General features: G+C 61.8%; 15 protein-coding genes. 8 read left to right on the plus strand and 7 right to left on the minus strand.

Annotated features, from left to right (window positions below):
• Window positions 1–194 precede the first annotated feature (194 nt).
• From AB7290_RS03875 to AB7290_RS03885, 3 genes are all read left to right on the plus strand, one after another.
• Window positions 195–1,085 (plus strand): hypothetical protein, encoded by an 891-nt coding sequence (locus tag AB7290_RS03875; RefSeq protein ID WP_085402648.1) that lies wholly within the window; start codon window positions 195–197, stop codon window positions 1,083–1,085.
• 270 nt (window positions 1,086–1,355) lie between these two features.
• Window positions 1,356–2,201 carry a hypothetical protein gene (locus AB7290_RS03880; protein ID WP_135217265.1) on the plus strand — a complete coding sequence of 282 codons (846 nt, stop codon included), beginning with the start codon at window positions 1,356–1,358 and terminating at the stop codon, window positions 2,199–2,201.
• Between the two features lie 484 nt (window positions 2,202–2,685).
• Entirely contained in the window at window positions 2,686–3,222 is a 537-nt protein-coding gene (locus tag AB7290_RS03885) for a hypothetical protein (RefSeq protein ID WP_085402646.1), read from the plus strand.
• Window positions 3,223–3,395: 173 nt separating this feature from the next.
• Here the strand turns inward: AB7290_RS03885 and AB7290_RS03890 are convergent, their stop codons facing one another.
• Window positions 3,396–4,400, minus strand: coding sequence for an ABC transporter substrate-binding protein (locus tag AB7290_RS03890; RefSeq protein ID WP_085402645.1), 1,005 nt, complete (start codon window positions 4,398–4,400; stop codon window positions 3,396–3,398).
• Window positions 4,401–4,738: 338 nt separating this feature from the next.
• Here AB7290_RS03890 and AB7290_RS03895 point away from each other — a divergent pair, with 338 nt between their 5' ends.
• Window positions 4,739–6,319 (plus strand): winged helix-turn-helix domain-containing protein, encoded by a 1,581-nt coding sequence (locus AB7290_RS03895; protein WP_085402690.1) that lies wholly within the window; start codon window positions 4,739–4,741, stop codon window positions 6,317–6,319.
• 729 nt (window positions 6,320–7,048) lie between these two features.
• Window positions 7,049–7,261: a hypothetical protein gene (locus tag AB7290_RS03900; RefSeq protein WP_135217216.1), complete on the plus strand. Its 213-nt coding sequence runs from the start codon at window positions 7,049–7,051 to the stop codon at window positions 7,259–7,261.
• A gap of 9 nt (window positions 7,262–7,270) precedes the next feature.
• Here AB7290_RS03900 and lepA read toward each other — a convergent pair whose 3' ends face one another.
• Window positions 7,271–9,082, minus strand: a complete 1,812-nt coding sequence (gene lepA, locus AB7290_RS03905; RefSeq protein ID WP_085402644.1) for a translation elongation factor 4 — start codon at window positions 9,080–9,082, stop codon at window positions 7,271–7,273.
• A gap of 126 nt (window positions 9,083–9,208) precedes the next feature.
• Here lepA and AB7290_RS03910 point away from each other — a divergent pair, with 126 nt between their 5' ends.
• Window positions 9,209–10,834 carry a glycosyltransferase family 39 protein gene (locus tag AB7290_RS03910; protein ID WP_085402689.1) on the plus strand — a complete coding sequence of 542 codons (1,626 nt, stop codon included), beginning with the start codon at window positions 9,209–9,211 and terminating at the stop codon, window positions 10,832–10,834.
• 160 nt (window positions 10,835–10,994) lie between these two features.
• Here the strand turns inward: AB7290_RS03910 and AB7290_RS03915 are convergent, their stop codons facing one another.
• From AB7290_RS03915 to AB7290_RS03935, 5 genes are all read right to left on the minus strand, one after another.
• A complete protein-coding gene (locus AB7290_RS03915; protein ID WP_063980739.1) occupies window positions 10,995–11,321 on the minus strand; it encodes an HPr family phosphocarrier protein in 327 nt (108 codons plus the stop codon).
• Window positions 11,318–11,719, minus strand: a complete 402-nt coding sequence (locus tag AB7290_RS03920) for a PTS sugar transporter subunit IIA (RefSeq protein WP_007597752.1) — start codon at window positions 11,717–11,719, stop codon at window positions 11,318–11,320. Before AB7290_RS03920 ends, AB7290_RS03915 begins: the two co-directional genes overlap by 4 nt.
• 133 nt (window positions 11,720–11,852) lie before the next feature.
• A complete protein-coding gene (locus tag AB7290_RS03925) occupies window positions 11,853–12,377 on the minus strand; it encodes an HPr kinase/phosphorylase (RefSeq protein ID WP_063980740.1) in 525 nt (174 codons plus the stop codon).
• Window positions 12,374–14,176 (minus strand): sensor histidine kinase, encoded by a 1,803-nt coding sequence (locus AB7290_RS03930; RefSeq protein WP_085402643.1) that lies wholly within the window; start codon window positions 14,174–14,176, stop codon window positions 12,374–12,376. Before AB7290_RS03930 ends, AB7290_RS03925 begins: the two co-directional genes overlap by 4 nt.
• Window positions 14,177–14,293: 117 nt before the next feature.
• Window positions 14,294–14,995, minus strand: a complete 702-nt coding sequence (locus AB7290_RS03935; RefSeq protein WP_038952081.1) for a response regulator transcription factor — start codon at window positions 14,993–14,995, stop codon at window positions 14,294–14,296.
• Window positions 14,996–15,236: 241 nt separating this feature from the next.
• Between AB7290_RS03935 and AB7290_RS03940 the strand changes: the two genes are divergently transcribed.
• Both AB7290_RS03940 and AB7290_RS03945 read left to right on the plus strand, forming a co-directional pair.
• Window positions 15,237–15,971 (plus strand): HugZ family pyridoxamine 5'-phosphate oxidase, encoded by a 735-nt coding sequence (locus tag AB7290_RS03940; RefSeq protein WP_085402642.1) that lies wholly within the window; start codon window positions 15,237–15,239, stop codon window positions 15,969–15,971.
• 78 nt (window positions 15,972–16,049) lie between these two features.
• A complete protein-coding gene (locus AB7290_RS03945) occupies window positions 16,050–18,641 on the plus strand; it encodes a CHAT domain-containing tetratricopeptide repeat protein (RefSeq protein ID WP_085402641.1) in 2,592 nt (863 codons plus the stop codon).
• The last annotated feature ends 15 nt before the right edge of the window (window positions 18,642–18,656 follow it).

Here is an 18,656-nt window from a genome sequence, read left to right on the forward strand (position 1 = left end):
GGGCCAGCAGCAGACATTGATCAGAGACGAAAACCCAACTTCACCAACGTCGTTGGGGGGCGGACTGACTTCAGTATGCCGGAGCGCAAGCGTGAACTAGCCCACATTTGGTAGACCCGCGCGCGTGCTAAACTGCACTGTGCGCGCCAACTAACTTCGGTTCGACAAGAACTGGACGTTTCGCGGAGCAGGCCATGGACCAAGATCGTCGAAACGCACTTTCCACGGAATACGGCGAGGTCTGCAGCAACTTTCGGACGCTGACCGACATCCGGTTCAAGTTGCTGGGTCTGCTGCCGATCGCGACCGCCGTAGCCATTGCGCTCAAAGTCGACCACATTGATGGCCGGAGCTTTGTATTCTCGTTGTTTGGCCTGATCGCAACGATCGGGCTCGTGACCTACAATACGAGAAATGACGAGCTGTATGATGAACTCGTGAGACGTGCCGCATACATTGAACGAAGCCTTGGTCTCGCGGATGGAGCATTTGCCAACCGCCCGCGCGCGTCGCTCAAGTTTCGTCTTTTCGGCATCCCGTGGAAAGTCGACCACCGAGTAGGTGTCGGCACGATTTACCTTGCGTCCATCGCTGTTTGGCTTTTCCTGGTCTTGGCGTCGTTGTCGGCTTGGCTGGCTCCGGAGGCCTCGGTATTGGCTACGCTGGCTGCTTTTGGGCTCGCAGTCATTGCGACCTGGTGCGCGAGGACGTGGATCAAGCGTAAGAAGGAAGCGGTCGATGAGGAAAAGAGATCCTTGGCCATCGAGGCCGTTCAAAAGGCGTTCTCAACTGATTTGTCGCGAGGCACGGCGGACGGGGGGCTGATAGATTTGTGCTTCAAGCTCGCGGACGAGAAGGAGCGCGAAATCATCGCCAAACGGGCTCAGTTCTATGCCGGAATCGATCGCGACTCCTCAATCTATTACCCGCCGGGCGTCTCAAAGGAACAGGCTGCATGTCACTTGGTGGCGCTACTCACGGATTTGCCGCCGCGGTGGCTGTTCGATTGCGCCACAAATCGAAGAGGAGACATGCCAGAGAAAAGTCCCGTATTGTTCCCGCCCCGCGCTGACGAGGTAAGGTGATAGCGCATTGATTTTCCGCTTTGGGTCAGAAGCACCAGCCTGGACCTTAGCCGACGACTTCCGGTCTAGCGCCAGCTTCGGAAGTTCTCTCGTGGCGCCAAGGGGCGACATTGTCCGCGAGCGGCTGGCGCCAGAACAAATGTGAGATAGTTCATATCCGGCGCGTCGCCGACGTGTTGCCATTCCGATGTTTCCGGCGAAACTTCATTTCTTTCGCCACCGTGGCCGGTGCGTATCGCGCTACGGTTCGGGCTGTGCGGGAGGCGTTGAATGGTCAATATCAAAGTTCCTCTTAATCCAGTGCAGAAACGCGGCTTGTGGCCGCCCAAAGGCGGGCGCGAATATCCGGTCTTAGATACGGACGACTGGTGGAAAATTGCGGCGCGCGAGCACATAGATGCGTGGGCGTTAATCGAGTTCAATTTCCAAACGCACGTTCCTGAGGAGGTGAATTGGTATTTGCGAGAGCTCGTGGGTTGCCGCCACAGCCGTGACGGGGGGCGCAATTACGCGTTTATCGGGGCTGACCCGAAGCTGCGCAAAATCTATCTTCCCGCTGTGCCGCCGCCGCCCCCACCTGCACCCATACCTTGGCCCGACAAACTCAAGAAGCTCCAGTACGATGTGGAGCATTCGAACGATCCACAAAAGGAACGATTCCTCTGCATGCTCAAGGCGATGGAGAACCGCCGTGATGATCGCGTGATCTTTTGGTCCACCATAGCCCCGGGCCCCGAGTGGGTTGCTCCGCTTGGCGTTGAGGGAAGAGGGATTGGGAAAGCGTTGATCGATTCGCAGTGGCTCTATAAAAATATCAAGACTGTGCGGGATGTGGACCTTCTTCCGTATGGCAACGGGTTACCGAGAAGCGATACTTTCGTGATCAGCTTCCACAAGTATCTGTTTGAAACGGCTTCGCCTTCCATCGGCATACTGCGTGCGGCGAACGCAGAAATTGTCAAGACGCATGTCATGTTGGATCGTTGGGCGAACCAAAGCATGGGTGGAAGTGCGTCGATGCCGACGTGTTATCGCGCAATCAAAGAATTTATTCGCTTACAGGAGCAAAGTGATTACCCGTCTGTGATCAACTGCATCGTGACGACTGGCGCGTAACCAGTTCCCTGGGCGGCTGACTGCACCAATCCTCACCGCTTCAACGATTGCGGAGTCATCTGCTTCGGCGGCGTTAAGTCCACCGACACGCACCTCGCATTCGCAATTCACCACGTCAACAAAGAGATCATCGGCTGGCTGGAACCGGCGGCAAACAGCATCTCCAATTTGGTTTGATCACCTCGTCGGTGGGGCCGCTGGAGATGCAACGACACGTCGAGGTCGAGCGCTTTTTGGCGATCTTGAAGTTGATCACCAGTCAAATTTGGTCGGGGCCTGAATCGGCGGGTTGTAGCTCTTCATATTGGGTACGCTGGAACGCGACCGATGTCTCAATTGGGTCAAAATGCGAAGAACTCAGAGTGAGCAAAGTCAGTCCGTTCTACCCCACCAAGCGGACCTCAATGAAAGGTGTTGCCACTTCGCTGATGGGCGAGAAGCGGACATTCCCGTTTGGAGCCTGAGTGTGCTAGCCTGAGGCACCATGCCCACACCTGCCGAAGCAGTAAGAACCTATATCTTGGCCAAGGACGGCAACCGACCGTTCTTGATGAGGCGGGCGTTCTCTGAAGACATTGCGCTCGAAATGGTGGTCAAGACCGACGCCATTTCGTTCCCCACCACGGCTTCCGGCTTGAACGCCGTGGAAGAAATTTTGGTGCGTCGTTTTGGTGTCGAATACGAGAACATCTACACGTTCTGCCTATCCCGGCCTTCCGAGACTGACCGAGCGCGCTTTCAGTGCCATTGGTTGGTGGGGATGTCCGCAAAGGCCAGCGGGCAAGCGCTGCGAGTTGGATGCGGACGTTACGACTGGCATTTCAATGAGCACGGAAAAGTGGTGAGGCTGGTGATCACCATTGAAGTCATGAAAGTCTTATCGGGCGCCGAACTCGATGGCGTGATGCGCTGGCTATCTTCGCTTCCCTATCCGTGGTGCAGTCCGTCTCAGGCTCTCCTGTCATTTCCTCCGCAGAACGACCTGCGCGAGGTTGAAGCCTACTTGAAGCAGGCTCAGTAATCTCGAACTATGATTGGCCAATAGGGTTGACGTCCCGAAGTTGAAGCTCGCCGTGTCGCCTTCGGATCAATCGCGTCACTATGGCCGCGTGCCGCTCCCTTCCGGTCTGCCCCTGTGAACGGAAATCGTCAGACTGCGCGGGCATGTCACCCGCGGGTTATAACCGGACCTGTTCACTCGATGACCTTGTCGGCGCTGGCCGAGAGTGCAGGAGAGACGGAAAGGCCCAGCTGCCTGGCCGTCTTCAAGTTGATGGACAGATCGAATTTGGTCACTTGGTAGAATGGAATATCGCCAGCTTTTGCTCCGCGGAAAATTGCGTCGATGTTGTTGGCCGCGCGCTTATACAATTCGACTAGATCAAAGGAGTAGGCCATTAGGCCCCCGGCTTCGACGGATTCGGTGAACGCGAAAATCGCCGGAAGTCTCGCGTCGGTCAGCAACTTGGCGATCAAAGCGCTGTTTTGAAAAGTTTCAGGGGAGTCGACCACCATGACTGCATTCGCGCCTTCGCCGGAAAGGCTCTCTACCGCTGCCCGCCAGTCATTTTCTTGAGCACCAACATCCAGTAGCGACACCGCGATAGGTAGGCCAGCCTCCTGGGCCGCTGCGGGGATAGGCGAATCCTTGACGAGCCCGCTGTATTGGATGTGAAGAGCGAGCAAGCCAAGTTTTGATATTGAAGGAAAGATTTCGCGCAGCAGTGCAATCCGCTTTCCATGAATTGATGGACCGGCGTCGATGCTGGCTCCCGTAAAATTTCCGCCCGGGCGAGCCAGACTTTCGGCAATCCCCAGTCGAACGGGGTCGGCAGTTATCGTTACGATTGGAATACGCGATGTCAGTTTTTTGAAGATGAGTGCGCCAGGACCACCGAGGAGAATGACGTCCGGGTTGCTGCTAACGATTTCCGTCGCCAAGGCCTCGAGGCCGGACGTGTTTTGCTCTCGTCCATAACTTTCGACTTTGAGGTTTTGTCCCTCGATCTGTCCCAACCGTCGCAGCTCGGCGAAGAGGGCTCGAGGATACCTTTTCCCGCTAAGCTCGTGCCAGTCCGCGCTCGGCTCTGACGGGACGAAAATAGCAAGAAGTTTCTTCTTGGCGCTCTCCGCCGCCGCAGCCAGCCGCGGCAATGCTACCGCACCACAAACGGCACCGAGAAAAGCACGCCGCCTCATGTTCGCCCCCTAGCCAGAGTCTAGGTCAACGCATCTTAGCGTCTAAAAGGCCATACTGAAAATCAAAGGTGGCTCTGCGATGTCCGGGTTGGGTCAAAAGCGTCGGTTTGACGCTCAGGGGCAAACTTCCGCTCTGCCGCCATCACCCGACATAGCTGCACCGCGTCAACGGAAGCGATGGGGCACGAGCGGAAGTGCCTAGCCGCTCCATATCGGCCGCCGTCGGTCATCCCTGAACGAACAGCTTACTTTTCTCTCGTCTCCGGCCTATTCTTGGTGTCCTTCTGCGATGAGCGCGTTTGGGAAGAAATGTGGTCTATCGGGCGGAGAAGACGGCCTTGCGCTATCTCTTCGAAGACTACGTATTGGACACGGACCAGCGCGAGCTGCGCTGCGGAGCCGTGCTGATTGCTACTGCGCCACAAACGTTTGACTTGCTCCTTTACCTCATTCGCAACAGGGAGCGGGTTGTCAGCAAGGACGACCTCCTCGGCGCTGTCTGGAGTGGTCGCATCGTCTCGGATGCCGCGCTCACGACGCGCATGAATGCTGCTCGCGGCGCAATTGGCGACACGGGCGAGAGACAGCGTCTGATAAGGACGATGCCCCGCAAGGGTTTCCGCTTTGTTGGCACAGTGCAGGAGGCGCAAAGGTCCACAACCGTCCCCCCTGGCCATGTGGCGCAGAACGATTATACGGCGCAGAGGTCGCTTTCACCACCTCGCCTTTCCATCGTTGTGTTGCCCTTCGTCAATCTCAGCAGCGCCCCCGAGCAGGACTACTTTGTCGATGGTGTGACCGGGAGCCTCACCACGGATTTATCACGCATCAGTGGCTCATTTGTCATCGGCCAACACACCGCGTTCACCTACAAAGGCAAATCGGTCGATGTCAGGCAGATCGGTCGTGAGTTGAATGTTCGCTACGCGCTTGAAGGCTCGGTGCAGCGTTGCGACAATCGTCTCCGGGTGAATGTTCAATTGATCGACGCGACGACGGGCAATCATTTGTGGGCCGACCGCTTCGACAAGCCCTTCGCCGATCTGCTCGATATGCAGGACGAAATCGTAGCCAGGATTGCGCGGACCTTAGACAACCAACTCATCGTGGCCGAGGCGCGTCGCGCGGCAAGAACGTTGAATCCCGATGCCATGGATCTCTATTTCCAGGGCCGCCATTCTTGCAATAGGGGGGTGACACTCGAGAATTTGACAGAAGCTCGCAATTCTTTTGAACGGGCTCTGGCGACTGATCCGCAAAATGTCGACGCCATGAGTTGGAGAGCGTTGGTCGAGACGGTGCTTGTCGCGGCGTTCTTGAAAGACAACGGGCCTCCGTATCTGGCAGCGGCAGAGACCATGGTGCTAAAGGCGCTCCGCCTCGCTCCGGACCATGCCTGGGCTCATTTCACCTTGGCCATGGTGCTCATCTATACGAACCGGACGGCCCAAGGCGTAGCTGAGTGCGAGCGAGCCTTGGCCCTGGATCGCAATTTGGCTGACGCTCACGAGATGATGGGTCAGGCCAAATTTTATATGGGTTGCGGTGCGGATACCGAGTTCCACGTCAACGAAGCACTGCGCCTTTCCCCTCGCGATATCTCCGCCTTCCGATGGATGAATACGGCGGGCTTTGCCAAGCTCCAGATCTCAGCAGACGCTGAAGCGGCCGCTTGGTGTGCCCGAGGAATCGAGGCCAACCGAAACTATCCGCTGCTGCATTTCGGGTACGCTGCAGCGCTCGCGCTTCTTGGGAGGCTGGACGAGGCGCAAGTGGCCGCCAAAACTGGACTTGCACTTGATCCAACATTTACGATCCGTCGCGTCAGAAACGTTCCAGTGCGCGGCAACGCGAATTTCGTTGCAGGAGCCAGGCGCTTGGTTAGGGGATTATACATCGCCGGAGTACCGGAGGGGTGATGCCGGCGATCAGTCTATCGCGTCACTATGGCCGCGTGCCGTTCTCTTCCGGTTTACCCCTGTGAACGGAAATCGTCGGACTGCACCGCCATGTCTCACACGGGCCAGGAGGCGACGTTCCCTGCTCGCCTCATAAGACCCGATATGACAGAGAGGCCACCATCTGAGGGCGGCCTCTGCTGCGTGCGTGAATTGGTCAGTTCTTGTACCCCATACTGCTACAGACCGCGTATTGATAGTTGGGGTTTGCACCTTGCGCCCATAACCCTTGTTTGCATTCCACGTACGTCCTGGCCTTGGCTGGCGCAAACGCCCTTATATCCGGGTCAAGCACTTTGGCATGCGCACCCGAGTAAAATATCTCTGTCGATGGAGTGTTCGGCCTCGTAGTTTTCTTCACGGCGTTGGCGGGTGCATTCGACAAGATGGCGACAGCTAAGCCCACAAGGAACAGCGAGGAAAATCTCATAGTAATGTCCTCCACAACTCCACCTCGAAGTGGGCGACTATTCAAGAGAGCTACAAGCAGTGGTGGCGTCGATTAAACATAACAACCTTATTCCCGAAGGGCAATGGACGGAGTTGCTCCAATGTCGCCTTCGGGTCAAAAGCGGTCTTCGAGGAGCAGTGCTTGGCAGGTCGGCTGACGGGTCAGAAGCCGAAGCAGGCCGTCACCGACGTGGCGCCTGGATATCGAATTCAAAGGTTGCCAATCGGTCGGCGGCGGAGATGGTGCGTTCTGATGGACGCCTGCTGGACACCCGCTGCCATGATGCCATCATGCCCCTGTTTTGCCCGACGGGTCAAATCGATTTCGTAAAATCGAAAAAACCCAATGCCGACAAGGGCGCGGCTACTGTGCATGGGGTTGTTTTCGCGAATTTTGCTTGCCCCCGCTATGTCGGGCCGGGCCCCGATCTCGTCGGGTCCGGAGTGGCCTGAGCGTTCGCCTCAGCTATCCACCTTCAACGCGGCAATGAAGGCTTCCTGCGGGATGTCGACCTTGCCGAACTGCCGCATCTTCTTCTTGCCTTCCTTCTGCTTCTCCAGAAGTTTCCGCTTACGCGTGATGTCGCCGCCGTAGCACTTCGCGGTGACGTCCTTGCGCAGGGCGCGCACCGTCTCGCGCGCGATCACCTTGCCGCCGATCGCCGCCTGGATCGGGATCTGGAACATGTGCGGCGGGATCAGCTCCTTCATCTTCTCGACCATGGCGCGGCCGCGCCCCTCCGCGCGGGTGCGATGCACCAGCATCGACAGCGCGTCGACCGGCTCGTTGTTGACCAGGATCTGCATCTTGACGAGATCGGCCACCTTGTAGTCGGTCAGGTGATAGTCGAACGAGGCGTAGCCTTTCGAGACCGATTTCAGGCGGTCGTAGAAGTCGAACACGACTTCGTTGAGCGGCAGATCGTACTTCACCATGGCGCGGGAGCCGACATAGGTCAGCTCCTTCTGCGCGCCGCGGCGGTCCTGGCACAGCTTCAACACGCTGCCGAGATATTCGTCGGGAGTGAGGATGGTGGCCTCGATCCAGGGCTCCTCGATATCGGCGATCTTGACCACGTCGGGCATGTCGACGGGATTGTGGATCGAGATCTCCTGGCCGTCGGTCAGGTGCATCTTGTAGATCACGCTTGGCGCGGTCGCGATCAAATTGAGGTCGAACTCGCGCGACAGCCGCTCCTGGATAATCTCGAGGTGCAACAGCCCGAGGAAGCCGCAGCGGAAGCCGAAGCCCAGCGCAGCCGAGGTTTCCATCTCGTAGGAGAAGCTCGCGTCGTTAAGGCGCAACTTGCCCATCGCCCCGCGCAGCGTTTCGAAGTCATTGGCGTCGGCCGGGAACAGGCCGCAGAACACCACCGGGATCGCCGGCTTGAAGCCCGGCAGCATTTCGGTGACCGGCTTCCTGTCGTCGGTGATGGTGTCGCCGACGCGGGTGTCGGCGACTTCCTTGATCGCCGCGGTGATGAAGCCGATCTCGCCGGGGCCGAGCTCGTCGACCTGCTCCATCTTCGGGGTGAAGAAGCCGACGCGCTCGACGTCATACGCCGCGCCTGTGCCCATCATGCGGATGCGCTGGCTCTTCTTCATGACGCCGTCGACGACGCGGATCAGCACGACCACGCCGAGATAGACGTCGTACCAGCTGTCGACCAAGAGCGCCTTCAAGGTCGCGTCGCGGTCGCCCTTTGGCGGCGGCAGGCGGGTGACGATGGCTTCCAGCACGTCGGGGACGCCGAGGCCGGTCTTGGCCGAGATCATCACGGCGTCGGAGGCATCGATGCCGATGACGTCCTCGATCTGCTGCTTGATCTTCTCGGGTTCGGCCGCGGGAAGGTCGACCTTGTTCAGGACCGGGACGATCTCGTGGTTGTTGTCGAGCGCCTGGTAGACGTTGGCGAGCGTCTGCGCTTCGACGCCCTGGCTGGCGTCGACCACCAGCAGGGAACCCTCGCAGGCCGCCAGCGACCGCGAGACTTCGTAGGCGAAGTCGACATGGCCGGGCGTGTCCATCAGGTTGAAGATGTAATCCTTGCCGTCCTTGGCGTGGTAGGCAAGGCGGACCGTCTGCGCCTTGATGGTGATGCCGCGCTCGCGCTCGATGTCCATAGAATCGAGCACCTGCTCCTTGCCCGCCATTTCGCGGTCGGTGAGGCCGCCGGTCATCTGGATCAGGCGGTCGGCCAGCGTCGACTTGCCATGGTCGATATGGGCGACGATGGAGAAGTTGCGGATGTTGGAAATGGGGACGGTCGTCATGGGCGCGGGATACCACTCACATCCCCGTGCGGCAACCATATTGCTGTATTTTCAGGGCCTTTCTTCACGCCAAGCTGATTCCACGAGGGCCCAAAACGCGCTACGCAACGGCCCATGTCCAGGCTCATGTCCACGACCTCGATCCCCTCCGCCCGAACACGCGTAAAAGCCCGGGTGAGCCTTAACCGCTTCCGGGCCTGGCTGGTCGCCTGCGCGATCCGGCCCGAAGCGCGGCTCTGGCTGGTGATCCAGCTCGCCATCCTGCATGCGGTGATCTGGACCTTCATCCTGATCAATCTCAAGGCAGCGCAGGACGTTCACATGGACGTCGCAGAAGCCTATGGCTGGGGCCAGGAGTTCCTGTGGGGCTACGGCAAGCACCCGCCGCTGTCGGGCTGGGTCGCCGGCCTCTGGTTCAAGGTGTTCCCGGCTGCGGACTGGGCGACCTATGCGCTGGCGATGGCGACCGTCGGCGTCGGCATGGTGATCTGCTGGCTGCTGAGCTTGCGCGTCGTGGACGCGCGGCGCGCGTTCCTGGTCGTGGTGATGGTCGCGCTCTATCCGATCTTCAATTTCAAGGGTTTCAAGTACAACCCCGACCTGCTCCAGCTCGTCACGCTGCCGCTGCTCGTGCTCGCCTATCTCAACGCCTTCGAGAAGCGGACCTGGCAGTCCGGTATCTGGTTCGGGCTCGCCGGCGCGCTGGCGCTGATGACGAAATACTGGGTGCTGACCATGATCGGCGCCATCGGCCTTGCCGCGCTGATTCATCCCGATCGGCTGCGATTCCTGCTGTCGCCGGCGCCGTGGGTGGCGATCGTGACGATGGTGGTGGCGATGATCCCGCACATCGTCTGGCTTGCGGGCGTGCATTTCGTGCCGCTGACCTATGCCGGCGATACCTACAGCCTCGATGACAGCCGCCAGGTCCATCAGCTCGTGGCGGGCTACGCCCTGCATAATTTGGCGCTGCTGGCGTTGCCGGTGGCGCTGGCCGCTCTCGCAATGGCGCTGGTGCCGCATTGGTTCACGCTGCTGCTGCGCGCACCGTTACGCATCGTCACGCGCGCCTGGGGGCGCGGCGCCAATCCCGGCGTCAATGTTGCGCAGGCGTTGAACGTCTGGATCATCCAGATCATCGTCGCGGTCGGCCCGCCGCTCGGCGCGCTGGCCTTCAGCATCTACATGAAGACCGATTGGGGCATCTCGCTGTTCTTCCTGGTGCCCTTGGCACTGGTCGCGATCCCGGCGCTGCGGGTGCAGAGTGCGGCCCTGTTCAACATCGCCGCGATCTGGCTCGTGCTCAGCGTCGCCACGCTCGCCGCCTCGCCCTGGATCGCCGCGCGCGAGATGGCGGCCAATGCCAGCAATACGGCGACCTACGGCGCGCGCTCGGAGCTGGCGCATGAATTGACGCAGGCCTGGCACACGCGTTTCGGCTCGCGCTGGGCGGTCGTCGCCGGCACCATGGAGTCGATCCAGCCGATGGTGTTCTACAGCCCCGATCATCCCGCCGCGCTGATGCCGCTCGAAGCCTGGGATTCCGGGCTGACGTCGCGCGAGGATGCCAAGAAGTATGGCTTCATCGGCGTGTTCGATCCGACCGATGGCCGCCTCCCGGCGTTCGAGAAATGGGTCTCGGAGATCGCGCCGAACGCCGAGCGCATCGTGATGACGACGCGCCGCTTCACCCACGGCAAGGCCGGCCCGGCGATGAGCTGGAATATCTACATCGCGCCGCCGGCGAAGTGATTTCGGCGTTGTCGGTCTCGTAGGGTGGGCAAAGCGACTTGTCCGCCATAGCTCGAAGAGCGACGGCGGAAGTGTGCCCACCACTTCTATGGCGATTGTCGCGAGATGGTGGGCACGGCGCTTCGCGCCTTTGCCCACCCTACGGCACTGAGCGCGTGGCTCAGATCCCTTCCTCGTTGAACTTGCTCTCAACGAGCTCGGTAATCGCCGCAAGCGCAGCCTGGGCATCGTCACCGGCGGCGGCGACCGTGATCGTCGTGCCCGGTCCTGCGGCCAGCATCATCAGGCCCATGATCGAGGTGCCGCCGACGGTCTCGCCGCCGCGCGTCACCCACACCTGCGCGTTGAAGCGCTCGACCGCCTGGACGAATTTCGCCGAGGCGCGGGCGTGCAGGCCGCGCTTGTTGATGATCAGGAGGTCTTTGGAAATGGCTCCCGCCGGCACGCCTGTCCCGGCCTGGTTTCCGAGCGGCGCGTCGTCGCTCATTTGCCGGCGAGCACGCGGCTGGCAATGGTGACGTATTTGCGACCCGCTTCCTGGGCCATCGCGATCGCGTCGGGCAGCGGACGCTCCTCGCGCACCTTGGCAAGCTTCACCAGCATGGGAAGGTTGATGCCCGCGAGCACCTCGACCTTCGGCCGGCTCATGCAGGATATTGCAAGGTTCGACGGCGTGCCGCCGAACATGTCGGTGAGGATCGCGACGCCGTCGCCGGAATCGACGCGGTTGACCGCCTCGATGATGTCGCTTCGGCAGAGATCGGAATCATCTTCGGCACCGATCGTGATCGCTTCGATTTGCTTTTGTGGGCCCATGACATGCTCAAGCGCTGCCTTGAATTCGTCGGCAAGGCGCCCGTGGGTCACAAGTACTAGACCAATCATCGGAAAACTCCTCGCGGGCGCTTTTGGTGCACCGCACGAACGCGCCACTTTGACCATCCAGAGCCCCCGCGCAAGAGGGGATGTTGCGTATCTCCCTGAAACTAGACGGATGGATGAGGGGAGCTGCGCCGGTCTATTCGGTCGCGATAGTGGGGTTCATATGGTTACCATTTCCCTTCAAACAATCGCCTGAAGGGTTAACGGAAGATGAACTCTTGGTAGTGGTCAAGGCCGCAACAACCAAAGGGAGGGGCGAATAGTCGCGCCCGACGGGGATTCGCGGTATTTCGACACCGAAAATGCTTGTTTTCAGCGATTCCGCCGCAGGCAGCCGTTCTGCGTCGGCGGCGTCCAGATCGACCACGAGGCCGACGGTCGCATGCTCCACGAAGTCGCAGCGGCGGATTCCCAGTCCCCGAATCTCGATCAGGCCGGCCAGCAGCGGCGCGGGGCGGACTTCAATTTCGTCGCCGACTGTCGCCAGATGGACACGGTCATCGCCGACCAGAACGGCCCTTTCGACCACGCCAGCGCGTCCCGCCATGATCAAATCGAAGGCAAGGCGCGACTTGCCGGAGCCTGAGGGCCCGCGGATCAGCACCGCCAGAGTCCCGACCTTGACTGCGGAGGCGTGAACGCTGGGGCCACCGTCGCTCATAGCGCCGGCAGCCTCACCACGAAACGCGCGCCGACAACCGTAGGCGCTCCGTCCTCGTCCGCCGGGCCCGGGCGGTTCTCGGCCCAGATGCGTCCGCCATGGGCATCGACGATCTGCTTGGAGATCGACAGGCCGAGGCCGGAGTTCTGGCCAAAGCCCTGGTGCGGACGGTCGGTGTAGAAGCGCTCGAAGATGCGCTCCAGCGCGTCGTCGCGGATGCCGGGACCGTCGTCGTCGACCACGATCTCGATCTCGGAGCGGACGCGGCGGCAGGTGAGGCGCACCTTGCTGCCGGGCTCGGAGAATGACTGCGCGTTGGAGAGCAGGTTGGAGACCACCTGCCCGAGCCGCGAATCGTGCCCGGTCACGGAGAACGCGTCGGTCGCGCCGCGGCCTTCGAAGCGCGTTTCGACCGCGACGTCATGGCCGAGCTTGGTTTCATTGGCGACGGACACGAGCGTCGTCAGCAGGCGGCGCAGGTCGACCCGGACCGCATCCTGGCGCTGCAATTCGGCGTCGAGGCGGCTGGCGTCGGAGATGTCGGAGATGAGGCGATCGAGCCGCTTGACGTCATGCTCGATCACCTCGAGCAGGCGCGCGCGGCTGGTCTCGTTGCGCGCCAGCGGCAGCGTCTCGACCGCTGAGCGCAGCGACGTCAGCGGGTTCTTCAGTTCATGCGCGACATCGGCGGCGAACATCTCGATCGCCTCGATGCGGCTGTAGAGCGCGCTGGTCATGTCGCGCAGCGCGCCGGAAAGGTGACCGATTTCGTCGCGGCGCCGGGTGAAGTCGGGAATCTCGATGCGGGCCTTGATGCGGCGGCGGACGCGCTCGGCGCTGTCGGCGAGCCGGCGCACCGGACCTGCGATCGTGCTGGCGAGCAGCAGCGACAGCATGATCATGACCGCGGCAGCGACGCCGCCGACCTTCAGGATCGCCAGGCGCTCGGCGGTGACCATCTGGTCGATGTCGTCGCCCTGCGTCGACAGCATCAGGGCGCCGTGGATGGCGCGCGAGCGCAGCACGGGGACTGCGACCGAGACGATCACCTCGCCGCGCGAATTGACCCGCACCATCGAACGCTTCTGGCCCTGGAGCGCGTCGCTCACTTCCGAATAGCCATTGCCATTCTCGCGCCCGAGCTCGCGATACAGCGGCAGGTCACCGCGGTTGATCCAGAGGCGCACCGAGGTCAGGCCGCGCTCGATCACGCCGGGCTTCTGCGATGGCGGCGGCAACGGGAAGATCAGCACGTTCTCGAGGTCGCGGCTGTCGAGCAGCACCGTCCCGTTGGGATCGAATATCCGTGCGCGGGTCTTGGTCGGCGAGATCAGCGTGCGCAGCACGGGTGCCACGCGCTCCGGGCTGATCGGAAAGTTCAGCGCCGAATAATCGTCGGATTCGCCGTAGCTGTCGCCGAGCTTCAGATCGAGCAGGCGGTCAGGATCGACCGTGATCGCGTTGGTCTGCACGGTCGCCGACGCTCCGATGGCACCGGCGATGATCTCGGCCTGCACCAGCAGGCTCTGCGCACGCGCGTCGATCAGGCCAGCGCGGAACTGCGAGAGATAGAGAATGCTCGCGACCAGCGCGACGAGGCCGGCGAGGTTGAGCGAGACGATGCGGCGGGTCAGGCTCGAGAAGGAGAGTGCGAAGAAATACTGACCGGCGCGCGTCAGCCAGGACAGCGGCCGCCAACCTTGCGCGGCCGGCTTGTCGTCGGCGACGTGCTCCGGTACGCCGTCGGATGCGATATCCCCGGCATTCTGGTTCTCGTCAGGCTGCGTTCGGTCAAGCAATGCTTACGCCCGCGTTAGGACATCTCGTGCGAAGGGTCCCCGCATCCTAGAGCCATCCCGGTCCCGATGGAACGAGAACCGGCGATGCTCTCAGTCTTTCGTGAAGGCGCGTGAGCCTCAGGCTTCCTTGAAGCGGTAGCCGACGCCGTAGAGCGTCTCGATCATCTCGAACTCGTTGTCGGTCACCTTGAACTTCTTGCGCAGCCGCTTGATGTGGCTGTCGATGGTGCGGTCGTCGACATAGACCTGGTCGTCATAGGCGGCGTCCATCAGCGCGTTGCGGCTCTTCACCACGCCGGGCCGGGTCGCCAGCGCCTGGAGGATCAGGAATTCGGTGACGGTCAGCGTCACCGGCTCGTTCTTCCAGGTGCAGGTGTGCCGTTCGGGGTCCATGCGCAGCAGGCCGCGGTCGAGCGCCTTGGCATCGTTCTCCTTCGGCGCGACGGTCGGGTCCTTCGGCGCAGAGCGGCGCAGCACAGCCTTGACGCGCTCGACCAGCAGGCGCTGCGAGAAGGGTTTGCGGATGAAGTCGTCGGCGCCCATCTTGAGGCCGAACAGTTCGTCGATCTCTTCGTCCTTGGAGGTCAGGAAGATCACCGGCAGGTCGGATTTCTGCCGCAGCCGGCGCAGCGTTTCCATGCCGTCCATGCGCGGCATCTTGATGTCGAGGATGGCAAGATCGGGCTGGGTGGTGCGGAAGCCGTCGAGCGCGGAGGCGCCGTCGGTGTAAGTCATGATGCGATAGCCTTCGGCCTCCAGCGCGATCGAGACGGATGTGAGAATGTTGCGGTCGTCGTCGACCAAAGCGATTGTGGGCATGAGCCTCTGCTTTCTGCTTTCCGTTTGGGTCGTGGCTTGAAACGGCGAGCAATTCACTGATGCGCCGCATACACGGGTGCCGAATTCGGCGGTCGAACCTTGTCACCGAGCAATGCAAGCTGGGCTGAAGTGTGACCAAGTTCCACGAAGCGCAGCAGATTCGCCGCGTTTCGACCCTTAACCTGACCCCCGTTTACCCGAAAAAAGACCTCCCTTGCAACCACCTGACCCGAGAAAGCCGATGCACCCGACCCCTGATTTCGACCCCGGAAAGCTCGCCAAATCGCTGCTCAGGCGCTCGCGCCAGGGCGCGCTGGCAACGCTGATGGCCGGCAGCGGCGATCCCTATTGCTCCCTCGTCAATCTGGCGAGCCACCCCGACGGCTCGCCGATCCTGCTGATCTCGGGCCTGGCCGTGCACACCAGGAACATCCTGGCGGATCACCGGGTCTCCCTGATGCTGGACGAGCGCGCGGCCGGCGATCCGCTGGAGGGCGCCCGAATCATGCTGTCCGGTCGGGCGGAACAGGCCGATGCCGACAAGGATCTACTCCAGCGGCGGTATCTCAATGCCCATCCATCGGCCGAAGCCTTTGTTTCGTTTAAGGATTTCTCCTTCTTCAGAATTCGGCCCACGGGAACCCATCTGGTCGCCGGCTTCGGCCGCATCGTCGATCTCAAGCCCAAGCAGTTCCTGACGGACCTAACAGGTGCCGAGGATTTGCTGGCGGCAGAGGAGGGGGCGGTCGCGCACATGAATGCCGACCACCGCGACGCCATGGGCCTCTATGCAACAAAACTCCTCGGCGCGGCGGAGGGCGACTGGCGCTGCACCGGCTGCGACCCCGAAGGCCTCGACATGCAGGATGGTCAGACGGCGCTGCGGCTGGACTTCCCGGAGCGGGTGACTGACGGCACGGAGCTCCGCAAGATGCTGGTCCGCCTTGCTGGCGAAGCGCGCGCTAAGGTGGACTAGCGCGCAACAATTTGAACGCTGCCCCCCATCGCTGCGACCCAAGACCGTAATGGTTCGAAGTCGGCAGCGAGAGGGTTCATGACACGCCGCTATTTGACGTTGGTTGCGGGTTTGGCGCTCGCGATCACCGCATCGCTTGCCACGCCCGGCTTTGCCCAGAAAGGTCTCGCCGCGGAGAGCGCGCGGATCAACGCACTCCGAAGCGCCGGCAAATATTCGGAGGCGCTGCCGCTGGCGCAGGCCATGGTGGCGTCTCTCGAGAAGACCGCCAACAATCGCGATCTCGCCGGTGCGCTCAACAACCTCGCGCAGATCTACGCCGACCAGGGCCACGACGACCAGGCCGAGCCGCTCTACAAGCGCGCCATTGCACTGATGGAGAAGGGGACCGGTCTCGACAGTGTCGAGATCGCACCGGTGCTGAACAACCTCGCCGCGCTCTATCAGAGGCAGAGCCGCTTTGCAGAGGCCGAGCCGCTGTTCAAGCGTGCGCTCGCCGTGCGCGAGAAGGCGCTGTCGCGCGAGCATCCCGACGTCGGTCAGTCCCTCAACAATCTCGCCACATACTATGTCAAGCAGCAGCGTCAGGCCGAAGCCGAGCCGTTGTTTCAGCGCGCGCTCGCGATCTACCAGAAGGCCGGTGGCCCCGAGCATCCGGCGGTCGCGACGCTCCTGAACAATCTCGGCCAGCTCGATCGCGACCTCAACCGCGATGCGGATGCCGAGGCGCCGATCAGGCGCTCGCTCGCGATCCGCGAAAAAGTGCTGGGACCGGACCATCCCGACGTCGCGCGCTCGCTGAACAATCTCGCCGGTCTCTACGAGCACCAGCAGCGCTATGCCGATGCGGAGCCGCTCTATCGCCGTGCGCTGTCGATCCGCGAACGTGCGCTCGGTCCCGATCATCCGGACGTCACGACCTCGACCAGCAATCTCGCTTATTTCCTCTACGTCTCCGGCCGGAACGCCGACGCGCTGCCGCTCGCGGAAAAGACGCTTGCGACCAATCGCGCGCAGTTGCGCGTCGTGCTGCCGGTCCTGTTCGCCGCGCGACAGCAATATCTGCTGCCTGACGACAGGGCGCTGGACGAGGCGCTTGCCGCGATTCAGCGCGGCACGCAATCCTCCGCTGCCTCCGCCGTGAACAAGCTGGCCGTGCGCCTTGCTGCGGGCAGCGACAGGCTCGCTGAGCTCGTGCGCCGGGACCAGGATCTTGCGGCCGAGTCCGAGGCGCTCGACAAGGCGATCATCGCCGCGGTGTCGAAGCAGTCGGCCCAGCGCGACGTCGCGGCCGAGCAGCGCAGCCGGGTGCGGATCGCGGCGATAGCGAACGAGCGCACAGGCTTGCAGAAGACGCTCGCGGTCGAGTTTCCCGATTATGCGTCGCTCTCCAACCCCCTGCCGCTGGCGGTCAAGGATATCCAGCCCTTGCTGTCGCCCGACGAGGCGATGGTGCTCTACTCCGTCGTCGACAAGCAGAGCTATGTCGTCGCGATCACGCGCGAAGGCGTCGACTGGAAGGAGATTCCGCTCGGCGCGGACGCGCTGATGCAGAAGGTGACTGCCTTCCGCAAGGGGCTCGATGTCGGCAAGGCGCGTGATGCCTCCGGCAAATCAGGGTTGTTCGACCTCGGGCTCGCCAACGAGCTTTATGTCGCGCTTCTCGGCCCGGTCGAAGGGCTGACGAAGGACAAGCGCAACCTGCTGGTGGTGCCGTCGGCCGCGCTGACGGCGTTGCCGTTTCATCTGCTCGTCACGGAGACGCCGCAAGCTGCGATCCCGGACACGCTCGAAGGCTATCGCAGCGCCGCCTGGCTGTTGCGGCGTCAGGCGGTGTCGGTGCTGCCCTCGGTGGTCAGCCTGAAATCGCTGCGTGCCGTCGCGCGCCGGGAGCAGGGCGTGAAGCCGATGACCGGCTTTGGCGATCCCGTGTTCAATCCCGCGCTGGAAGGGCCGGCCGATCGTCGCGCGGCAAGCGGCAAGGTCGCTGCACGCAACATTGCAACAATTGCCTATAGCGATTTTTGGCGCGGTGCCGGCGTCGATCGCGCGCGGCTTGCGCAGGCGCTGCCGCAACTGCCGGATACCGCGGACGAGTTGAACGCGGTGGCAAAGGATGTCGGCGCGGCCGAGGCCGACATCCATCTCGGCCGCGATGCCAGCGAAACGACGCTGAAGCGTGCAGCGCTTGCTCAATACAGTATCATCTACTTTGCCACCCACGGTCTCGTTGCCGGCGATATCAAGGGATTGGGCGAGCCCTCGCTTGCGCTCTCCATTCCCGATCGGCCGACGGAGCTGGATGACGGCTTGCTCACGGCAAGTGAAGTCGCTCAGCTCAAGCTCAACGCGGATTGGGTTGTGCTATCGGCCTGCAACACCATCACCGGCGACAAGCCCGGCGCCGAGGCCCTGTCGGGGCTGGCGCGCTCGTTCTTCTACGCGGGTGCACGTGCGCTGCTGGTCTCGCATTGGGCAGTGGATTCGGAAGCTGCCACCCGCTTGACCACGTCGACTTTCGAACTGCTCAAGAACGAACCAAAAATCGGCCGTGCCGAAGCCTTGCGCCGCGCGATGTTGACGTACGTTGATGACACCTCGTCACCGCGCAACGCCTATCCCGCGATGTGGGGGCCGTTCGCGCTCATCGGCGAAGGCGAGGTACGATAGGACGGTCCCGCGATT

The sequence above is a fragment of the Bradyrhizobium sp. 613_E4_N2_2 genome (assembly GCF_052075995.1).
In the GTDB taxonomy this organism is placed as follows: Bacteria; Pseudomonadota; Alphaproteobacteria; order Rhizobiales; family Xanthobacteraceae; genus Bradyrhizobium; species Bradyrhizobium barranii.